Here is a 15033-nt window from a genome sequence, read left to right as displayed (position 1 = left end):
ATCGGATGTGTCCGGCGCCTGACCCGAGATTGAAGACGTTGCCTCACGGAGGAAAGGCCCAAAGTTACGGACATGCACCATCCCCCTGACAGGTCGATGCCAGGTGGATGCCAGCGGGCCCGGACACCGTTGGGGACATGAAGTACGCGATCGAAGCCGAAGGGCTCGTCAAGAGATACGGCGACAAGAGCGCGCTCGACGGCGTCGACCTGGCGGCGCGGGCCGGCTCGGTGCTCGGCGTCCTCGGCCCGAACGGCGCGGGCAAGACCACGGCGGTGCGCGTCCTGGCCACCCTGGCCGTCCCCGACGCGGGCCGCGCCCTGGTCGGCGGCCACGACGTCACCCGCCAGGCCGCGAAGGTCCGCGAGCTGATCGGCCTGACCGGCCAGTACGCCTCGGTGGACGAGAAGCTGACCGGCACCCAGAACCTGCTGCTGGTGGGCCGCCTGCTCGGCCTGTCGCGGCCGTCGGCCAGGGCCAGGGCCAGGGAACTGCTGGCCCGCTTCGGCCTGGAGGAGGCGGCCGACCGCGCGGCGAGCGGCTACTCGGGCGGCATGCGCCGCCGCCTCGACCTGGCCGTCAGCCTGGTGAGCCGGCCGCGGATCCTGTTCCTCGACGAGCCGACCACCGGCCTGGACCCCCATGCCCGCGGCGAGCTGTGGGAGGTGGTCAGGGAGCTGGCCGCCGACGGCGTGACCGTGCTGCTGACCACGCAGTATCTGGAGGAGGCCGACCAGCTCGCCGACGACCTGCTGGTCATCGACCGGGGCCGGGTCGCGGCGTCCGGCACGCCCGCGGAGCTCAAGGCGCTGGCGGGCGGGCACCGCCTCGACGTGCGGCCGCTGCGCGCCGCCGACCTGGAGAAGGCCGAGACCATCCTCGGCGCGAAGGCCGCCGACGGCGTGGTCAGCGTCCCGGTGCACGACCTCTCGGTGCCGCCCGCCCTGCTGCGGGACCTGGACGACGCGGGCATCGTGCTCGCCGAGCACGCCCTGCGCCTGCCCTCCCTCGACGACGTCTTCCTCACCCTGACCGGAGACCACCGATGACCACCGCGCTCTCCCAGGGCCTCACGCTGGCCTGGCGCAGCCTGATCCCCCTGAAGAACCATCCCGGCCAGCTCTTCGGCCTGCTCTTCCAGCCCGTTTTCATGATCGTCATCTTCGTGTACCTGTTCGGCGGGGCGGCCGGCGGCGACCGGGCGGGCGCGGTGGCGTACATGCTGCCCGGCGTGCTCGTCCAGGTGGCGCTGATGTCGACGATCACCACCGGCATGAACCTGGCCACCGACATCGGCAACGGCGTGTTCGACCGGTTCAGGACCATGCCGATCGCCAGGTCCGCGCCGCTGGCGGGCCGCATCCTGGCGGACCTGCTCACGCTGCTGATCACCATCGTGATGTCGATGGTCGTCGGGTACGCCGTCGGCTTCCGCGTCACGACCGGCCCGCTGAGCGCGCTGGCCGGGCTCGGGCTGGTGCTGCTGCTGGCCATGGCGCTGAGCTGGGGATCGGCGTGGATCGGGCTGGTGGCCAAGTCCGTCACGTCGATGCAGGGGATGGCGACGGCCGTCCTGCTGCCGCTCACCTTCGGCAGCAGCGCCTTCGTCCCCGCCACCGACATGCCCGGCTGGCTGAGCTGGTGGATGGGCGTCAACCCCGTCTCCCACCTGGCCGGAGCCCTGCGCGGGCTGCTGACCGGCGGCCCGCACGCCTCCGACGTGTGGATCACGCTCGGCTGGACCGCCGCCCTGCTCGTCCTCTTCGCCCCTCTTGCCCTTCGTGCTTACAACAGGAGAGTCCGATGATCGAGACCACTGAGACCATGACCACCCGTGACGGCGCCGAGCTGGTGGCGACGCTGTGGCGGCCGGCCGAGAGCGGGCGCTTCCCCGTGCTGCTGTCGCGCACCCCGTACGGCCGGGGCGCGGCGGGCCCCGGGTACCACCTCGACGTGCCCCGCCTGGTGGCGGCCGGGTACGCGGTCGCCATCCAGGACGTCCGCGGCACCGGCGCCTCGCAGGGCGAGTTCCGGTTCGTCAGCGGCGAGGCGGCCGACGGCCACGACGCGGTCCGGTGGGCGGCGACCGCGTCGTGGTCCGACGGAAATGTCGGGATGTATGGAGACTCGTACCTGGCGATCACCCAGCTCCTCGCGGCCCAGGAGCGCCCCGAGGGCCTGAAGGCCATCGCGCCGCACGTCTCCCCGGCAGGCCTGTACGAGTGCGTCTACCAGCCGGGCGGCGTCCCCAACCTCAACATCATCCTCACCGTCAGCGCGATGGTGCTGGCCGTGGACGAGCTCGACCGCCGGATCGCGCTCGGCACGGCCACGGAGGAGGACAAGGGCAGGTACCTGGCGGCCATCGGCCTGCCGCACGGGCTCGACGAGCGCCTGAGGGAGCTGTCGGAGCGGCTGCCGCTGAGCGACCAGCCGCTGCTGGCGGACCTGGTGCCCTTCTACTCGGCGTGGATGGACACCCCCGACCCGCTCGACCCGCTCTGGCGGGACGGGATCGTCCGGCACGGCGACATCGAGGTGCCCGCCCTGGTCAGCACCGGCTGGTACGACTACTTCCGCGACGGCTCCATCGAGCACTACGAGCGGCTGGGCGGCGAGTCCCGGCTGATCGTGGGCCCGTGGACGCACTTCACGCACGAGCGGGACATCTGCGGGCGTGACTACGGGGACCAGGCGAGCCAGGAGGCGATCGACTGGACCGGGGTACACCTCGACTGGTTCGACCACTGGCTGCGCGGGGCGCCCCTGCGCGACGGGGCGAAGGTGAAGATCTTCGTGATGGGCGACGACGCGTGGCGCGAGGAGGACGACTGGCCCGTCCGGCGGTCCAGGTCCGTGCCGTACCACCTGGGCTTCGACGGCGGGCTCAGCGCGACGCCCGGGGAGGGCGGGACGGCGGAGTTCGTCAGCGACCCCGGCGACCCCGTGCCGACGCTCGGCGGCGCGATCATGACGTTCGACGCGTTCGGCCCGCTCGACCAGCGGCCGCTCGACGGGCGCGGCGATGTCCTGCGCCACCGGACCGCGCCGCTCACCGAGCGGGTGGAGGTGAGCGGCCCGGTCGAGCTGGTCGCGCGGGTCTCCTCGACCGCGGCGAGCGCCGACGTGACGGCCAAGCTGATCGACGTCCACCCCGACGGGCGCGCCGAACTGCTGACCGACGGCATCGCCAGGCTGACGGGCCTGGTGCCCGGCGAGGTGCGCGAGGTGCGGGTGCAGCTGGGCGCGATCTCGAACGCCTTCCTGCCCGGGCACCGGATCAGGATCGACGTGGCAGGCTCCAACTTCCCCCGATTCGGGCGGAACCTGGACAAGGGCACCACAACGCTGCACGGTCCCTCCTACGTCGTACTGCCGACCATCCCGTAGACCTCCTGCCGGGACATGGCCGCGCCCTTGGCGAAGCACTCGTCGTAGTGCTCGTCACCGAGCGCGGCCCTGGCCGTCCGCGCGCCCTCGGTGGTGTCGGGCGAGACGTCGTGCGGCTCGACCGCCGCCGACGCCCCGAACAGCACGGCCGCCCGCTCCTGGTCGCCCTCGACCTGCGCGGCCAGCGCGAACCCGGCCAGCACCTGCGACAGCAGCGGCCGGTCCGGGCTGGAGGTGCCGAGCACTTCGAGGGCCAGGCGGTGCTGTTCGAGACCGGCGTCCAGGTCGCCGCCGCGGGCCAGCGCCCGGCCGTACGCGGTCCTGAGCGCGGCGGCCAGCTGCACCATCGGCGGGGCCTCGGCGAGCACGGGGAACAGGCCGCGGTACATCTCCAGGCCCCGGTCCAGATCGCCCAGGTGGCAGGCGTGCGCGGCCTCGGCCAGGCCAAGCAGCAACCGCGTGTACGCCGTCGTCTCCCCGTCGATGCTCGCCCTGGCCCTGGCCAGGTCCTCGCGCGCGCCGTCCAGGTCGCCGGTCCGCAGCCGCAGCTCCGCCAGCCTGAGCAGCGTCGAGATCGCCTCGTCCGAGCCGACCCAGCGGCTGGTCAGCGACCAGGTCTCGGCGATCAGGTCGTCCGTCGGCGCGCCCCGGGCGGCCCGCACCTCGGCCAGGCCCAGCAGTGCCTCGGTCAGCCCCCACCGGTCCCCCAGCTGCCTGAACCCGGCCACCGACCGCTCCAGCCGCTCCTCGCTGCGCATCCGGCCGCCGACCATGAGGGCGGAGCTGGACAACCAGAGGTCGTCGCTGCCGATGTACTCCTCGATCAGCTCGGCGGCGCGGTCGTCGTCCCCCGCGGCGGCGGCCATGACGGCCCTGCTCAGCCGGATCATGGGATGCAGCGACCCCTCCTGCTCGGCCCGCTCGATGAGCCGGTTCATCAGCTCCGACAGCGCCAGCATGGCGGGCCGGTCGTTGACGATCGTGCCGAACTTGTCCACGCCGTACGCGAACATGCACGCCGTGTACGCCTCGGCCAGCCCTGCGGGCGGATCGTCGCCCACCAGCTCCAGCACCTGCGTGGCCCAGGTCGCGCTCTCCTTGCGGTAGCCGGTCATCCACCAGTACCAGTTCAGGGCCGCGCACAGCCGCAGCGCCGACCCGGCGTCCCGCTCGTCGATGACGTACCGCAGGGCCGCGGCGAAGTCGTCGCGCTCGGGTGACAGCCGCTCGATCCAGGCGATCTGCGCGGCCGTCCGCAGCTCGGGCACCGCGCGTTCGGCCAGATCCAGCAGGTACGCCGCGTGCCGCCGCCGGTACTCGCCGACCTCGCCCGCCTCCGCCAGCCGTTCGAGCGCGTAGGCGCGGATGGTCTCCAGCAGCGAGTAGCGGCCCTCGGCCGAGACCTGGACCAGCGACTTGTCGGCCAGCGCGCCCAGCACGTCCGCCGCTCCCCCGCAGACCGCCTCGACGGCCTCCAGCGTCGCGCCGCCCGCGAACACGCCCAGCCGCCTGGCCAGCACCCGCTCCTGCTCGCCCAGGAGCTCCCAGCTCCACTCCACGACCGCCCTGAGCGTCTGCTGGCGCGGCAGCGCGGTCCTGCTGCCGCCGGTGAGCAGCTTGAACCGGTCGTCGATGCGGTCGGCCAGCTGCCTCGGCGTCATGGTGCGCAGCCGGGCCGCGGCCAGCTCGATGGCCAGCGGCATGCCGTCCAGCCTGCGGCAGAGCGCCACCACGGAGGCCACGTTCCCGCCGTCGACGGCGAACCCCGGCCGCGCGGCCCCGGCCCGGTCGAGCAGCAGCCGGACCGACGGGTACGCCCCCGCCTGCTCGGCGCTCGCCCCGACGGGCGGCGGCTCCAGCGGCGGGACGGGAGCGAGGTGCTCGCCCGGCAGGTTGAGCGGCTCCCTGCTGGTGGCCAGCACCCTCAGGTCCTGGCACTCGGTGAGCAGCCGCTCGGCCAGCTCGGCGGCGGCGTCGACGAGGTGCTCGCAGTTGTCCAGGACGAGCAGCGCGGGGCGGCCCGCGAGGGCCTCGGCCACCTGCTCCACCGGCCCCGTCCCATCGGCGGGCAGGCGGTACGGCGGGCGGTCGTCGCGCAGGCCGAGCGCGTCGAGCACGGCTCCCGGGACGTCGGCCGGGTCGCTGACCGGGGCCAGCTCCACCATCCAGACCGCCTCGGCCGACCGGAGCGCCACCTCCGTGGCCAGCCTGGTCTTGCCCGCGCCGCCGGGGCCGACGAGCGTGACGATCCTGGCCCGGCCGAGGAGGGTGCCCAGCTGGCCCAGCTCGGCCTCGCGGCCGATGAAGCTGGTCCGCGGGGTCCGTACGTTGCCCCGCTGCCGGACCTGGGCCGCCGGGGCCGCGGGGCGTACCGGGACGTCTCCCGACAGGACGGCCAGATGGGCGGCGCGCAGCTCGGGCCCGGGATCGACGCCGAGCTCGTCGGCGAGCGTGCGGCGGGTGCGCTCGAACAGCTCCAGCGCCTCCGCCTGCCGGCCCTCCGCGGCCAGCGCCCGCATGGCCAGCGCGCCCAGCCGCTCACGCAGCGGGTGCGCGGCGACCTCGGACGTCAGATCGACCGGCGCGCCCGCCGCCAGCCCGGCCTCGGCGCGGGCCTCGACGGCGGAGAGCCGGTCCTGCTCCAGGGCGGCGGCCGCGTTCGCCAGGAGCGGCACGGAGGTCAGATCGGCCAGCGCCGGCCCCCGCCAGAGCTCCAGGCCCTCCCCTTTTCCGGCCCCTTTCGCGGCCGTCCGCCTGAACCGCAGGGCGTCCACGTCGTCGGGCTCCACGGCCAGCGCGTAGCCGCCCGGCCTGCTCTCCACCACCTCGTACGGGCGAAGCGCCACCCGCAGCCGCCTGACCAGCGTCTGGAGGGCGTTGGCCGCGTTGGCGGGCGGGTCGTCCGGCCAGAGGGCGTCGATCAGCCGCTCGGCCGTGACGGTACGGCCGGCTTCGAGCGCCAGCACGGCCAGGAGCGCCCTCAGCCGGAACCCGCCGACCGCGATCGGTCCCCCGTCGCCCTCGACCTCCAGCGGCCCGAGAATGCAAATCCGCACATGTCACATCCTGCCCTGCCCCTTCTCCCCTCGCGGCCCGCACCCACCACCGCCCCCGCGCCGCTTCTTCGGCAGCGCAGGGGCTGCGGCGACCGCGCGGGCTGCGGTGATGGCGGATGCCCATGAGGCGCCGCACCTCGGCCGCGCACCCTCCCAGCGTCCGGAGGAGGGATGGGTCGATGGGGTGGAAAGGGGTAGCCAGGGTCCGGGAGGGCCCTGGCTGGATCGATAAGGGGGTCAGAAGTCGTCGGGGGTGCGGATGCGGTCGCGGACCCAGACCCCGGCGGGCTTGAGCCGGGAGGTGCCCGCGAAGGGGCCGTTCGGGCAGGTGCCCTCGGTGAAGACGGCGCCCGAGCGGAAGTCGTCCGAGTAGTTCCAGTTCACCCAGCTGATCTTCTTCTGCGCCAGCAGATCGAGGTACTGCTGCGACCGCGTGAAGTTGTTCGACCCATCACCGGAAGCAGTCTGGGTGCCGAACTCGGTGACGAAGATCGGGATGCGATCGGCGGCCCTGGAGAGGGTGTTGAGGTATTCGCTGCCGTGCGAGGCCGCGTAGAAGTGGAACGTGTACATGATGTTGGTGGCGCTGACCGGGTTGCTGACGATCTCGGACTCGGTCGCCCCGTCGGAGACCCCCAGCGACGACCAGGCGCGGGTGCCCACCAGGATCGGGGTCTCCGGGTCGTACTGCCTGATCACGGGGATGAGCTGGTTGGCGTAGTTCCTGATGGTGGACCAGGAGACGCCGTTGGGCTCGTTGGCGATCTCGTAGAGCAGGTTGTTCTTGCCGTTGTGCCGCTGGGCGATCTCGGTGAAGAACGTCTTGGCCCGCGACAGGTTGTAGTTCGGGTCACCCGGATCGAGCATGTGCCAGTCGACGATCGCGTACATGCCGCGGGCGGTGGCCTGCTCGATCAGGTTGTGCACCCGGTCGGTGAACAGCCGGGGGTTGGTCTCGTAACCGTCTTCCTGGATGTACATGGAGATGCGCAGGACGTCGGCCTTCCAGTCGTTGGCAAGGGCGTCCAGGGAGGCGGTGTTGAGGCACTGGGAGTACCACTGCAGGCCGTGGCTGCTCATGCCGCGCAGCTGGATCTGCTTGCCGTTCTGGTTGCAGAGCCTGACCCCGCACACCTGCAGTTGCCCGTTGGCCTGGACGGGCGTGCCGGTGCTGGAGGGCGTGCCGAGGACCAGGCGGTCGAGGTTGGGGCCGCCGTTGGCGGTGGTGGCGGTGGCGCGGACGGTGTTGGTCCCGGCGTTGAGGGTGGTGGTGAGCGTGGACTCCTGCCAGGTGGTCCAGGCGCCGGTGCCGGGGAAGTCCCTGGTGGTGGCGGTGCCGTTCACGGCGATGGCCATCGGACGATTCGTGGTGGTGCCGTTGGCGTACCTCAGGGTGAGGGTGGCGGGGCCGGCGGTGGCGGCGTCGACGGCGAACTCGACGTACGAGCCGGTGGTGTTGTCGTAGTTGACGAACCCGGTGCCGCTGTAGCCGGCGTGGTTCGACTCGACCACACCCTGGGAGACGGTGGCGTTCTCGGCCTCGTACGTGGTCGCGGCCTGGGCCGGGGCGGCTTGCAAGGAGGCGGCGACGATCGCGGCGATGGCGGCGAGCCGCACGGATCGATGCATGGGGGTGAGCTCCTCACTCGTTCATTAGGAAACCTTACTAACGAGTATGGGGAGCGTAGATCGGACCTCCACCGGAGGACAAGACCCAAATTGACGACAACAGTCAAAGGGCGCGGTCCACGCGGCCACCCCTAGCCACGCGAACCGCGCCCATCTCGAACGGCGAACCCACGGACAGCAGCGCCGCCAGCCCCAGCGCATCAGCGAGCCCACCTGTATTCCATAGTAAACAAATAGGTATTACGGGTAAAGGTTTACAGGGTCCGCCTTTCGTGATGGATTCGGGCAATGAGCGTGCAGGGCACTTGCGATCCCCGCTTCTCGCAGGTCGCGGAGGAGTTCGAGGGCAACCTCGTCGGCCGCGGCGAGGTGGGTGCGTCGGTGTGCGTGATCGTCGGCGGCGAGGTGGTCGTCGACCTGTGGGGCGGCCAGGCCGCACCGGGCGTCCCGTGGCAGAGCGACACCATCGGGCACGTCTGGTCGTGCACCAAGGGCGCGACGGCGCTCTGCGCCCACATCCTCGCCTCGCGCGGCGAGCTCGACCTCGACGCCCCGGTCACCCGCTACTGGCCCGAGTACGGCGCCGGCGGCAAGGGCGCGACGCTCGTCCGGCACCTGCTCGCCCACCAGGCCGGCCTGCCCGCGCTGCGCGAGAAGCTGCCGTCCGGCGCGTTCTACGACTGGAAGCTGATGGCCGACAGGCTCGCGGGCGAGGAGCCGTTCTGGGAGCCGGGCACCAGGCACGGGTACCACGCGCTGACGTTCGGCTACCTGGTCGGGGAGGTCGTGCGGCGGGTGAGCGGGCGCTCGCTCGGGACGTTCTTCCGCGAGGAGGTCGCGGAGCCGCTGGGCCTGGAGTTCTGGCTGGGGCTCCCGGAGGAGTACGAGCACAGGGTCGCGCCGACGATCCCCGCCGACCCGCCCGGGACGCCGCCGTCCTTCTACGTCAAGGCGTTCACGGACCCGGCCTCGATCCCCGCGCTGCTGCTGGCGAACGAGGGCGGCTACATGGCGCCCGGCGAGTCGGACAGCCGGGCGGCGCACGCGGCCGAGTTCGGGGCCGTCGGGGCGATCACGAACGCCCGTGGCCTGGCGGGGATGTACCGGCCGCTGTCGCTGGGCGGCGGCGAGCTGGTCACCGGGGAGCACCTGGTCCACATGTCGATCATCGCCTCGGCGGGCACCGACGCGGTGCTGGCGGTGCCGTCGCGGTTCTCGCTCGGCTTCGTGAAGGCGGCGGACAACCGGCACCTGCCGCCCGCCGACCAGGAGGGCGCGCTCCTGTCGACGACCGCGTTCGGGCACGTGGGCATGGGCGGCTCGGTCGGGTTCTGCGACCCGCCGGCCCGCCTGGCGTTCGGCTACTCGATGAACAAGCAGGGCATCGGCCTCGGGATCAACGAACGCGGCCAGGCGCTGGTGGACGCGACGTACCGGGCGCTCGGCTACAGGCAGGTATACGGCGGGATATGGTACGCACCCGGCGAGATATCGTGATGTGCGGTTGGTCCTCCCCCTGGAGTAAGACGCATGTTCTTCGGCATCACTGATTTCTGGGCCTACGTCATCGGCGCCTTCCTGATCATTCTTCTGCCCGGCCCCAACTCCCTGTACGTCCTCAGCTTCGCCGCCCAGAACGGCGTCCGCCAGGGCTACCGGGCCGCGGCCGGCGTCTTCATCGGCGACACCGTGCTGATGTTCCTGGCCGCCGCCGGCGCCGCGTCCCTGCTCCGCTCCAACCCGCTGCTCTTCACGATCGTCAAGTACGCCGGCGCCGGCTACCTGGCGTGGATGGGCTTCCAGATGATCAGGGGCGCCTGGCGGTCGAGGAAGCCGGCCGAGGAGGACAAGCCGCAGGCCAGGACGGAGCGCCAGGCGCACCCATTCCGCAAGGCCCTGCTGATCAGCCTGCTGAACCCGAAGGCCATCCTCTTCTTCGTCTCGTTCTTCATCGCGTTCGTCGACCCGGGCTACACGACTCCCGCGCTGTCGTTCCTCATCCTGGGCGCGGTGATCCAGGTGTTCAGCTTCCTCTACCTGACGGCGCTGATCTTCGGCGGAACGTTCCTGGCCAACCAGTTCCGCCGGCACCGCAAGCTCAGCGCCGGTCTGACCTCCGGAGTCGGCGCCCTGTTCCTCGGATTCGGCGCGAAGCTCGCCACCTCGTCACTCGGTTGAAAGCCTGCCGTAAGACCCCGCTGTTTTCGTGGAAACAGATGGAACGCGTCAAAAGAGGCAGTCGCACTACCTCTCCTCGGGTACGGTAAGCCACCGGCGTGCTTCCCGGGACGCGGGTGATGCCGTGCTGGTTACGGCGAGCGGTCCATCTGGCAAGTCATGTCCCCCGAAGCCCGGGTAGACGCTGATCGTCGGCCTATCTGCGGAGCAGCCTTGAACCATCCCCCAGTCCACCTTCCACGCCTGACCGCACTCGCCCGGCAGGCGGCCCCCCGGCTGCTCGAAGGCGTCGTGGCGCCGCTGGCGGTGTTCTATCTGGCCATGATGGTCCTCGGGTTCAAGGGGGCGCTCATCGCCACCGTCGCCTGGGTCTACATCGGGGTGGGCTGGCGGCTGATCAGGCGGGTCAAGGTGCCCGCGACCATGTTCCTGGCCGCGTTCGCGATCACGGTCCGCGCGCTCGTGGCGTTCTGGACCGGCACGTGGATGTGGTTCTTCATCCAGCCGGAGATGGGCACGATCTGCATCAGCATGGCGTTCCTCGCCTCCGTCCGGCTCAACAGGCCGCTCGTGCAGAAGCTCACGCTCGACTACATCCACCTGCCGTCGGCGGTGCTCAAGCACGAGCGGGTCCGCAGGTTCTTCGCCAGGATCACGCTGCTGTGGGCGTTCGTGCTGCTCATGAACTCGACGCTCAGCATCGCCCTGGCCGTCCATGAGTACGTGGCCGGGTCGCTCGGCGGGTTCATGGTGCTGAGGACATCAGCCGTGGCCGTGATCAGCGGGCTGGCGATCGCGTTCTCCGTCTTCGCCTTCAAGCGGGTGCTCCGCCGGCTGAACGTCGCCCACACCTGACCGTTCGGTCAGCAGGAACGCGCCGCACATCCCCATGACCAGCCCCGTCAGCATGCCGAACAGCTCGGCCAGCTCCGCCCCCGGCGCGCCGAGCGGCGCCCGTACGGAGCTGATGATCATCACGTAGAGCCCGCCGGCGAACAGGGAGCCGGAGCCGAGCCAGGCCGCCACCAGCGGCGCCCAGAACGGGCCGCGCCCGCGCCGCCGGACCACCAGCACGAGCGCGACGGCCCCGGCGACGGCCAGCAGACCCTCGACGCGGTCCTGCAGGCCCCCGGCGAGCTTGACCACGCCGATCGGCCCGGCCACCAGCAGCGCGCCCCACGCCACGACCGTCTGGAACGACCGGGTCGGACTGGCGAAGGCATGATCGATCCGAGTGGTGAAGACGCCCGGCCACCGGTCGCGCGAGTAGAGCACGAAGGCCGTCATGAGACCGGCGCCCTGCGCGACGAAGCCGCCGTAGACCATCATGTAGATCCACGGCTCGATGGCCCCGCCGGTCTCGAAGACCGCCAGTCCCCCGGCCAGCACCATGATCGGCGCCGTGACGGTCACCACCGCCAGCAGGCCGGTGCCCACCCAGAGCGGGAGCAGCACGAGCCAGGCCGGCAGGCGCCGCCCCCACCGCATGGTGAACGCCAGCGCCAGCACCAGCCCGACGGCTTCCATGCCGAACGTCATCGTGTTGAGCCCGATCATCGCCGGGTCGTCCATGAAGGCCGGATCGGTGACCCCGACCGGGTGTCCCGTCAGCCAGAGCGTCTTCAGCGTGAGGTACGGCAGCATCGCGGCGATCGCGATGATCGCGGCGGTGACGCGGCCTATCCCCGGTCTGCGTTCAGTCATGCTCCGAGCGTCGCCCGGCGGGCCGCCGGTTCCCTCCCGAGCCGCGGGGATCCTGCTCCCCCGCGCGGGGGATGCTCACGTCCAGCTCGAAGCCGTCGCCGACCGGGCCGGCGGTCAAGGTGCCCCCGGCCAGCCGTACGCGCTCGCGCAGGCCCGCCAGCCCCAACCCGCCGGTCAGCGCGAGAGGCCGGGCGCGCGGGCGGCCGCTGCGCACGGTGACGCGCTCCGGCGAGACCCGTATCCCGACCGGGGCCCCCGGGGCGTGCTTGGCGGCGTTCGTGAGCCCTTCCTGGACCACCGCGTGCGCCAGGTCGGGCACCGGCCCCGGCGCCAGGTCCAGGGTGATCGGCATGCCGGAGTCCCTGGCCCGCCGCACCAGCTCGGTCACGTCCTCGTTCACGGGTGACAGCGGCGCCGCGTCGGAGTCCTCGCGCAGCAGCCCGATGATCTGGCGCAGCCGGTCCGTGGCGTCGGCCGCCGCCAGCCGCAGCTCCCCCGCCGCCCTGACCTGCGTCTCGCTCAGCCCTGGGGCCATCTCCAGCCCGGCCGCCCGCACCGCGATCAGGGCCAGGTCGTGGCCGAGGGAGTCGTGCATCTCCCGCGCGATCCTGGCCCGCTCGCGCAGCCGCGCCTGCGCCTCGGCGGCCAGCCTCGCCTGTGTGCGTCCCTGCAGCAGCCTGCGCCTGAGCAGCCCCAGCAGGTACGGCACCACGTACGTGCCGAGCAGCGCGGTCACCATGGACACCCACAGGGCGAGGTCGCCGCCCTTGGCCAGCACCACGCCCACGCCGACGGCCGAGATCAGGCAGAACGCCGCCGGCGCGGGCCAGAGCGCGGCCAGGCGCCGGCCGGTGAGGTAGGCGTACCACATGATGAACGGCGAGGTGGCCAGCAGCGGCAGGATCTTCACGTTGCGCCTGGGCAGCAGCCAGCTCAGGTCCACGGTCGCGAACCCCTCGCTGAACCGCCACGGTCCCAGCGGCAACAGCAGCACCAGCGCGGCCAGCGGCCAGCGGCGGCCCACCAGCACCGCGACCGCGGCCAGCCCGATCCTGGGCAGGCTCACCACGGCGAAAGCGGCCGGATCCACCAACGGGTCGGGGCCCATGGCCGTCACGAAGATGCTGAGCACGGCCCAGAGCAGCAGGTCGTAGACCACCTGGCGGCGGCTCTCCCGGCGAAGACGTCTCACCGCACCGACGGTAGCCGCCACCCGCACCCGCCGATGCCACCGGAAGTAAGCCGGCGACCCTGACGAAAGTCAGGGTAGGGCGGCGTCCACTGCCGCGGTGGTGCTAGCCCCACCCCGAAAGCGCCTACCTCCACTCCTGTTTCCGCCTGCGGAAACCGGTTTGATCGATGGTGTCACCCGGAGGTCGGAACCGGGCCCCCGACGAAAGTAGGGGGTCGTGCGTGCCGATCGTCCGATGTGCCGTGACCTGCGGAGTTTCTACCTTCATGGGGTACCGGCCCTGATCCACGTAAGGGATGGGTCCGCGTTCGACCCGGGGCATCCCCGATGTCCCCGGCCGTGCCGCACAGACACGCTGTGTGGGTGCCCTGACGATCGGAGTAAACCTCATGTCGCATGCCGTTCTCGACCTGGTTCAGCAGGTGATGTCATCACCTTGGTTATACGCGGCGCTGTTCGGGCTCGCGCTGCTCGACGGGTTCTTCCCGATCGTGCCGGCCGAGACCTCAGTGATCACCGCCGCGGTGTTCGCCGCCTCCGGCGAGACGAACCTGGCCCTGGTCATCGTGGTGGCGGCCCTGGGCGCGTTCGCCGGTGACCACATCTCCTACCTGATCGGCAACAAGTCGGCAGGCAGGCTGCGGGAGAAGAAGGCGTTCGTCTGGGCGCGCGACGCGCTGGCCGAGCGGGGTGGCCTCGTCCTCGTGGTGGCCAGGTACATCCCCGGCGGGCGCACCGCGACCACGCTGACCATGGGCGCCGTACGGCATCCGCTGCGCTCGTTCACGTTCTTCGACGCGATCGCGGCGAGCTCGTGGGCGGTGTACTCCGGGCTGATCGGCTTCTTCGGCGGCATGGCCTTCGAGAACGACCCGATCAAGGGCCTGCTCCTCGGCCTGGGCATCGCGCTGTCCATCACCGGGCTCGTCGAGCTCGTGAGATGGCTCAGGAAGCGACGCGCCATCCAGGCTTCCCCAGAACGTCTTCCCGCGGACACGTCCGTTTGACCCTGCCTGGCAACCATCCGTCTGAAAGGAGTGCGCATGACTGTGCTGGCCGCGGCGATCGCCTTGGTCGGTTCGCTGTTCTTCGCGCTCGGAGCCGCTCTGCAGCAGTTCGAAGCGGCCGGGTCGGCCACGCCTGGGCTGCTGGCCCTGCTGCGGAAGCCGCGCTGGCTGCTCGGCGGCGCGTCCATTCTGACGGGTGGTGGTCTGCACATCGTCGCCCTCGGGCTCGGGCCGCTGACCATCGTGCAGCCGATGGGCGTGGCCAGCCTGCTGTTCGCCCTGCCCCTCGCCGCCGCGCTGCACGGCCGCAAGCCCTCCCCCAAGGAGCTGGCGGCCGCGGGCGTGGTGGCGGCCGGGCTGGTCGGGCTCGTGCTGCTGGTCCCCGATTCCGCAGGTCCCACCTACCTCAGCCCGAACGGGGTGCTCATGCTGCTCGGCGTGGCCGGAGTCGCGGCGGTCCTGCTGTGGGCCGCCTCGAAGGCGGCCTCGCCGGCGGGCCGGGCCGCCCTGCTCGCCACCAGCTCGGGCGTGCTCTACGGCGCGACGGCCACGCTCATGCGCGTGCTGCTGGACGGCACCTGGAACTGGTGGTATGTGCTGGCGCTGCCGGTGCCCCTGCTGCTGGCGCTGGTGATGCTCCAGCGGGCCTACGCGGTCGGGCACTTCGGCGTCTCGTTCGCCTCGCTCCAGATCGCCGACCCCCTGACCGCGGTGGCGTTCGGCGCGCTGCTGCTCGGCGAGCCGGTGCCGACCGGCATCCTGCCGGTCGCGGCGGCGCTGCTGACCGCGGCCGGGACCGTCGCGCTGGCCCGCACCAGCCCGCTGGAGTCCCGCAACAATCCCCCGACTCATTCCCCCACCCCTTTGTGAAACCGGA

General features: G+C 71.7%; 12 protein-coding genes. 8 read left to right on the top strand and 4 right to left on the bottom strand.

Annotation, left to right across the window (positions count from 1 at the left end):
• The first annotated feature begins 137 nt into the window (after positions 1 to 137).
• The 3 genes from ACFKCF_RS21475 to ACFKCF_RS21465 are packed head-to-tail and all read left to right on the top strand — an operon-like array spanning position 138 to position 3390.
• Positions 138 to 1049, top strand: a complete 912-nt coding sequence (locus ACFKCF_RS21475; RefSeq protein ID WP_394496023.1) for an ATP-binding cassette domain-containing protein — start codon at positions 138 to 140, stop codon at positions 1047 to 1049.
• Positions 1046 to 1807 carry an ABC transporter permease gene (locus tag ACFKCF_RS21470; protein ID WP_355210058.1) on the top strand — a complete coding sequence of 254 codons (762 nt, stop codon included), beginning with the start codon at positions 1046 to 1048 and terminating at the stop codon, positions 1805 to 1807. The genes ACFKCF_RS21475 and ACFKCF_RS21470 overlap by 4 nt, the downstream gene beginning before the upstream one ends.
• Positions 1804 to 3390: a CocE/NonD family hydrolase gene (locus ACFKCF_RS21465; RefSeq protein ID WP_394496021.1), complete on the top strand. Its 1587-nt coding sequence runs from the start codon at positions 1804 to 1806 to the stop codon at positions 3388 to 3390. The genes ACFKCF_RS21470 and ACFKCF_RS21465 overlap by 4 nt, the downstream gene beginning before the upstream one ends.
• Here ACFKCF_RS21465 and ACFKCF_RS21460 read toward each other — a convergent pair.
• Together ACFKCF_RS21460 and ACFKCF_RS21455 are read right to left on the bottom strand one after the other, a co-directional pair.
• Positions 3363 to 6446 carry a BTAD domain-containing putative transcriptional regulator gene (locus ACFKCF_RS21460; protein WP_394496019.1) on the bottom strand — a complete coding sequence of 1028 codons (3084 nt, stop codon included), beginning with the start codon at positions 6444 to 6446 and terminating at the stop codon, positions 3363 to 3365. The two genes, ACFKCF_RS21465 and ACFKCF_RS21460, sit on opposite strands and share 28 nt — an antisense overlap.
• A gap of 237 nt (positions 6447 to 6683) precedes the next feature.
• Positions 6684 to 8075 carry a cellulase family glycosylhydrolase gene (locus ACFKCF_RS21455; RefSeq protein ID WP_394496017.1) on the bottom strand — a complete coding sequence of 464 codons (1392 nt, stop codon included), beginning with the start codon at positions 8073 to 8075 and terminating at the stop codon, positions 6684 to 6686.
• Positions 8076 to 8363: 288 nt separating this feature from the next.
• Here ACFKCF_RS21455 and ACFKCF_RS21450 point away from each other — a divergent pair, with 288 nt between their 5' ends.
• The 3 genes from ACFKCF_RS21450 (at position 8364) to ACFKCF_RS21440 (ending at position 11108) form a co-directional block, all read left to right on the top strand.
• The gene (locus tag ACFKCF_RS21450; protein ID WP_394496016.1) at positions 8364 to 9572 is read left to right on the top strand and encodes a serine hydrolase domain-containing protein; all 1209 of its coding nucleotides are present in this window, start codon (positions 8364 to 8366) and stop codon (positions 9570 to 9572) included.
• Between the two features lie 33 nt (positions 9573 to 9605).
• Entirely contained in the window at positions 9606 to 10253 is a 648-nt protein-coding gene (gene leuE / locus ACFKCF_RS21445) for a leucine efflux protein LeuE (RefSeq protein WP_394496014.1), read from the top strand.
• A gap of 213 nt (positions 10254 to 10466) precedes the next feature.
• Positions 10467 to 11108, top strand: coding sequence for a VC0807 family protein (locus ACFKCF_RS21440; protein ID WP_394496012.1), 642 nt, complete (start codon positions 10467 to 10469; stop codon positions 11106 to 11108).
• On the opposite strand, the gene ACFKCF_RS21435 is transcribed toward ACFKCF_RS21440, so the two are convergent.
• Both ACFKCF_RS21435 and ACFKCF_RS21430 read right to left on the bottom strand, forming a co-directional pair.
• Positions 11016 to 11957, bottom strand: a complete 942-nt coding sequence (locus tag ACFKCF_RS21435; protein WP_394496010.1) for a hypothetical protein — start codon at positions 11955 to 11957, stop codon at positions 11016 to 11018. The genes ACFKCF_RS21440 and ACFKCF_RS21435 overlap by 93 nt on opposite strands.
• Entirely contained in the window at positions 11950 to 13149 is a 1200-nt protein-coding gene (locus tag ACFKCF_RS21430; protein ID WP_394496009.1) for a sensor histidine kinase, read from the bottom strand. The genes ACFKCF_RS21435 and ACFKCF_RS21430 overlap by 8 nt, the downstream gene beginning before the upstream one ends.
• A 389-nt stretch (positions 13150 to 13538) precedes the next feature.
• Between ACFKCF_RS21430 and ACFKCF_RS21425 the strand changes: the two genes are divergently transcribed.
• Both ACFKCF_RS21425 and ACFKCF_RS21420 read left to right on the top strand, forming a co-directional pair.
• A complete protein-coding gene (locus tag ACFKCF_RS21425; protein ID WP_394496007.1) occupies positions 13539 to 14156 on the top strand; it encodes a DedA family protein in 618 nt (205 codons plus the stop codon).
• A gap of 36 nt (positions 14157 to 14192) precedes the next feature.
• Positions 14193 to 15026, top strand: a complete 834-nt coding sequence (locus ACFKCF_RS21420; protein WP_394496005.1) for a DMT family transporter — start codon at positions 14193 to 14195, stop codon at positions 15024 to 15026.
• Positions 15027 to 15033: the final 7 nt, after the last annotated feature.

Source organism: Nonomuraea sp. JJY05 (genome assembly GCF_043496855.1).
In the GTDB taxonomy this organism is placed as follows: Bacteria; Actinomycetota; Actinomycetes; order Streptosporangiales; family Streptosporangiaceae; genus Nonomuraea.
Note: the sequence above shows the minus strand (reverse complement) of the source record. Positions and strands in the feature narration are given on the sequence as shown.

Excerpts from the sequence above, each read along its gene's own strand:
- ACFKCF_RS21470 (WP_355210058.1), top strand. The coding sequence starts at position 1,046 with ATGACCACCGCGCTCTCCCAGGGCCTCACGCTGGCCTGGCGCAGCCTG.
- ACFKCF_RS21450 (WP_394496016.1), top strand. The coding sequence starts at position 8,364 with ATGAGCGTGCAGGGCACTTGCGATCCCCGCTTCTCGCAGGTCGCGGAG.
- ACFKCF_RS21465 (WP_394496021.1), top strand. The coding sequence starts at position 1,804 with ATGATCGAGACCACTGAGACCATGACCACCCGTGACGGCGCCGAGCTG.
- ACFKCF_RS21425 (WP_394496007.1), top strand. The coding sequence starts at position 13,539 with ATGTCGCATGCCGTTCTCGACCTGGTTCAGCAGGTGATGTCATCACCT.
- ACFKCF_RS21455 (WP_394496017.1), bottom strand. The coding sequence starts at position 8,075 with ATGCATCGATCCGTGCGGCTCGCCGCCATCGCCGCGATCGTCGCCGCC.
- ACFKCF_RS21435 (WP_394496010.1), bottom strand. The coding sequence starts at position 11,957 with ATGACTGAACGCAGACCGGGGATAGGCCGCGTCACCGCCGCGATCATC.
- ACFKCF_RS21420 (WP_394496005.1), top strand. The coding sequence starts at position 14,193 with ATGACTGTGCTGGCCGCGGCGATCGCCTTGGTCGGTTCGCTGTTCTTC.
- leuE (WP_394496014.1), top strand. The coding sequence starts at position 9,606 with ATGTTCTTCGGCATCACTGATTTCTGGGCCTACGTCATCGGCGCCTTC.
- ACFKCF_RS21475 (WP_394496023.1), top strand. The coding sequence starts at position 138 with ATGAAGTACGCGATCGAAGCCGAAGGGCTCGTCAAGAGATACGGCGAC.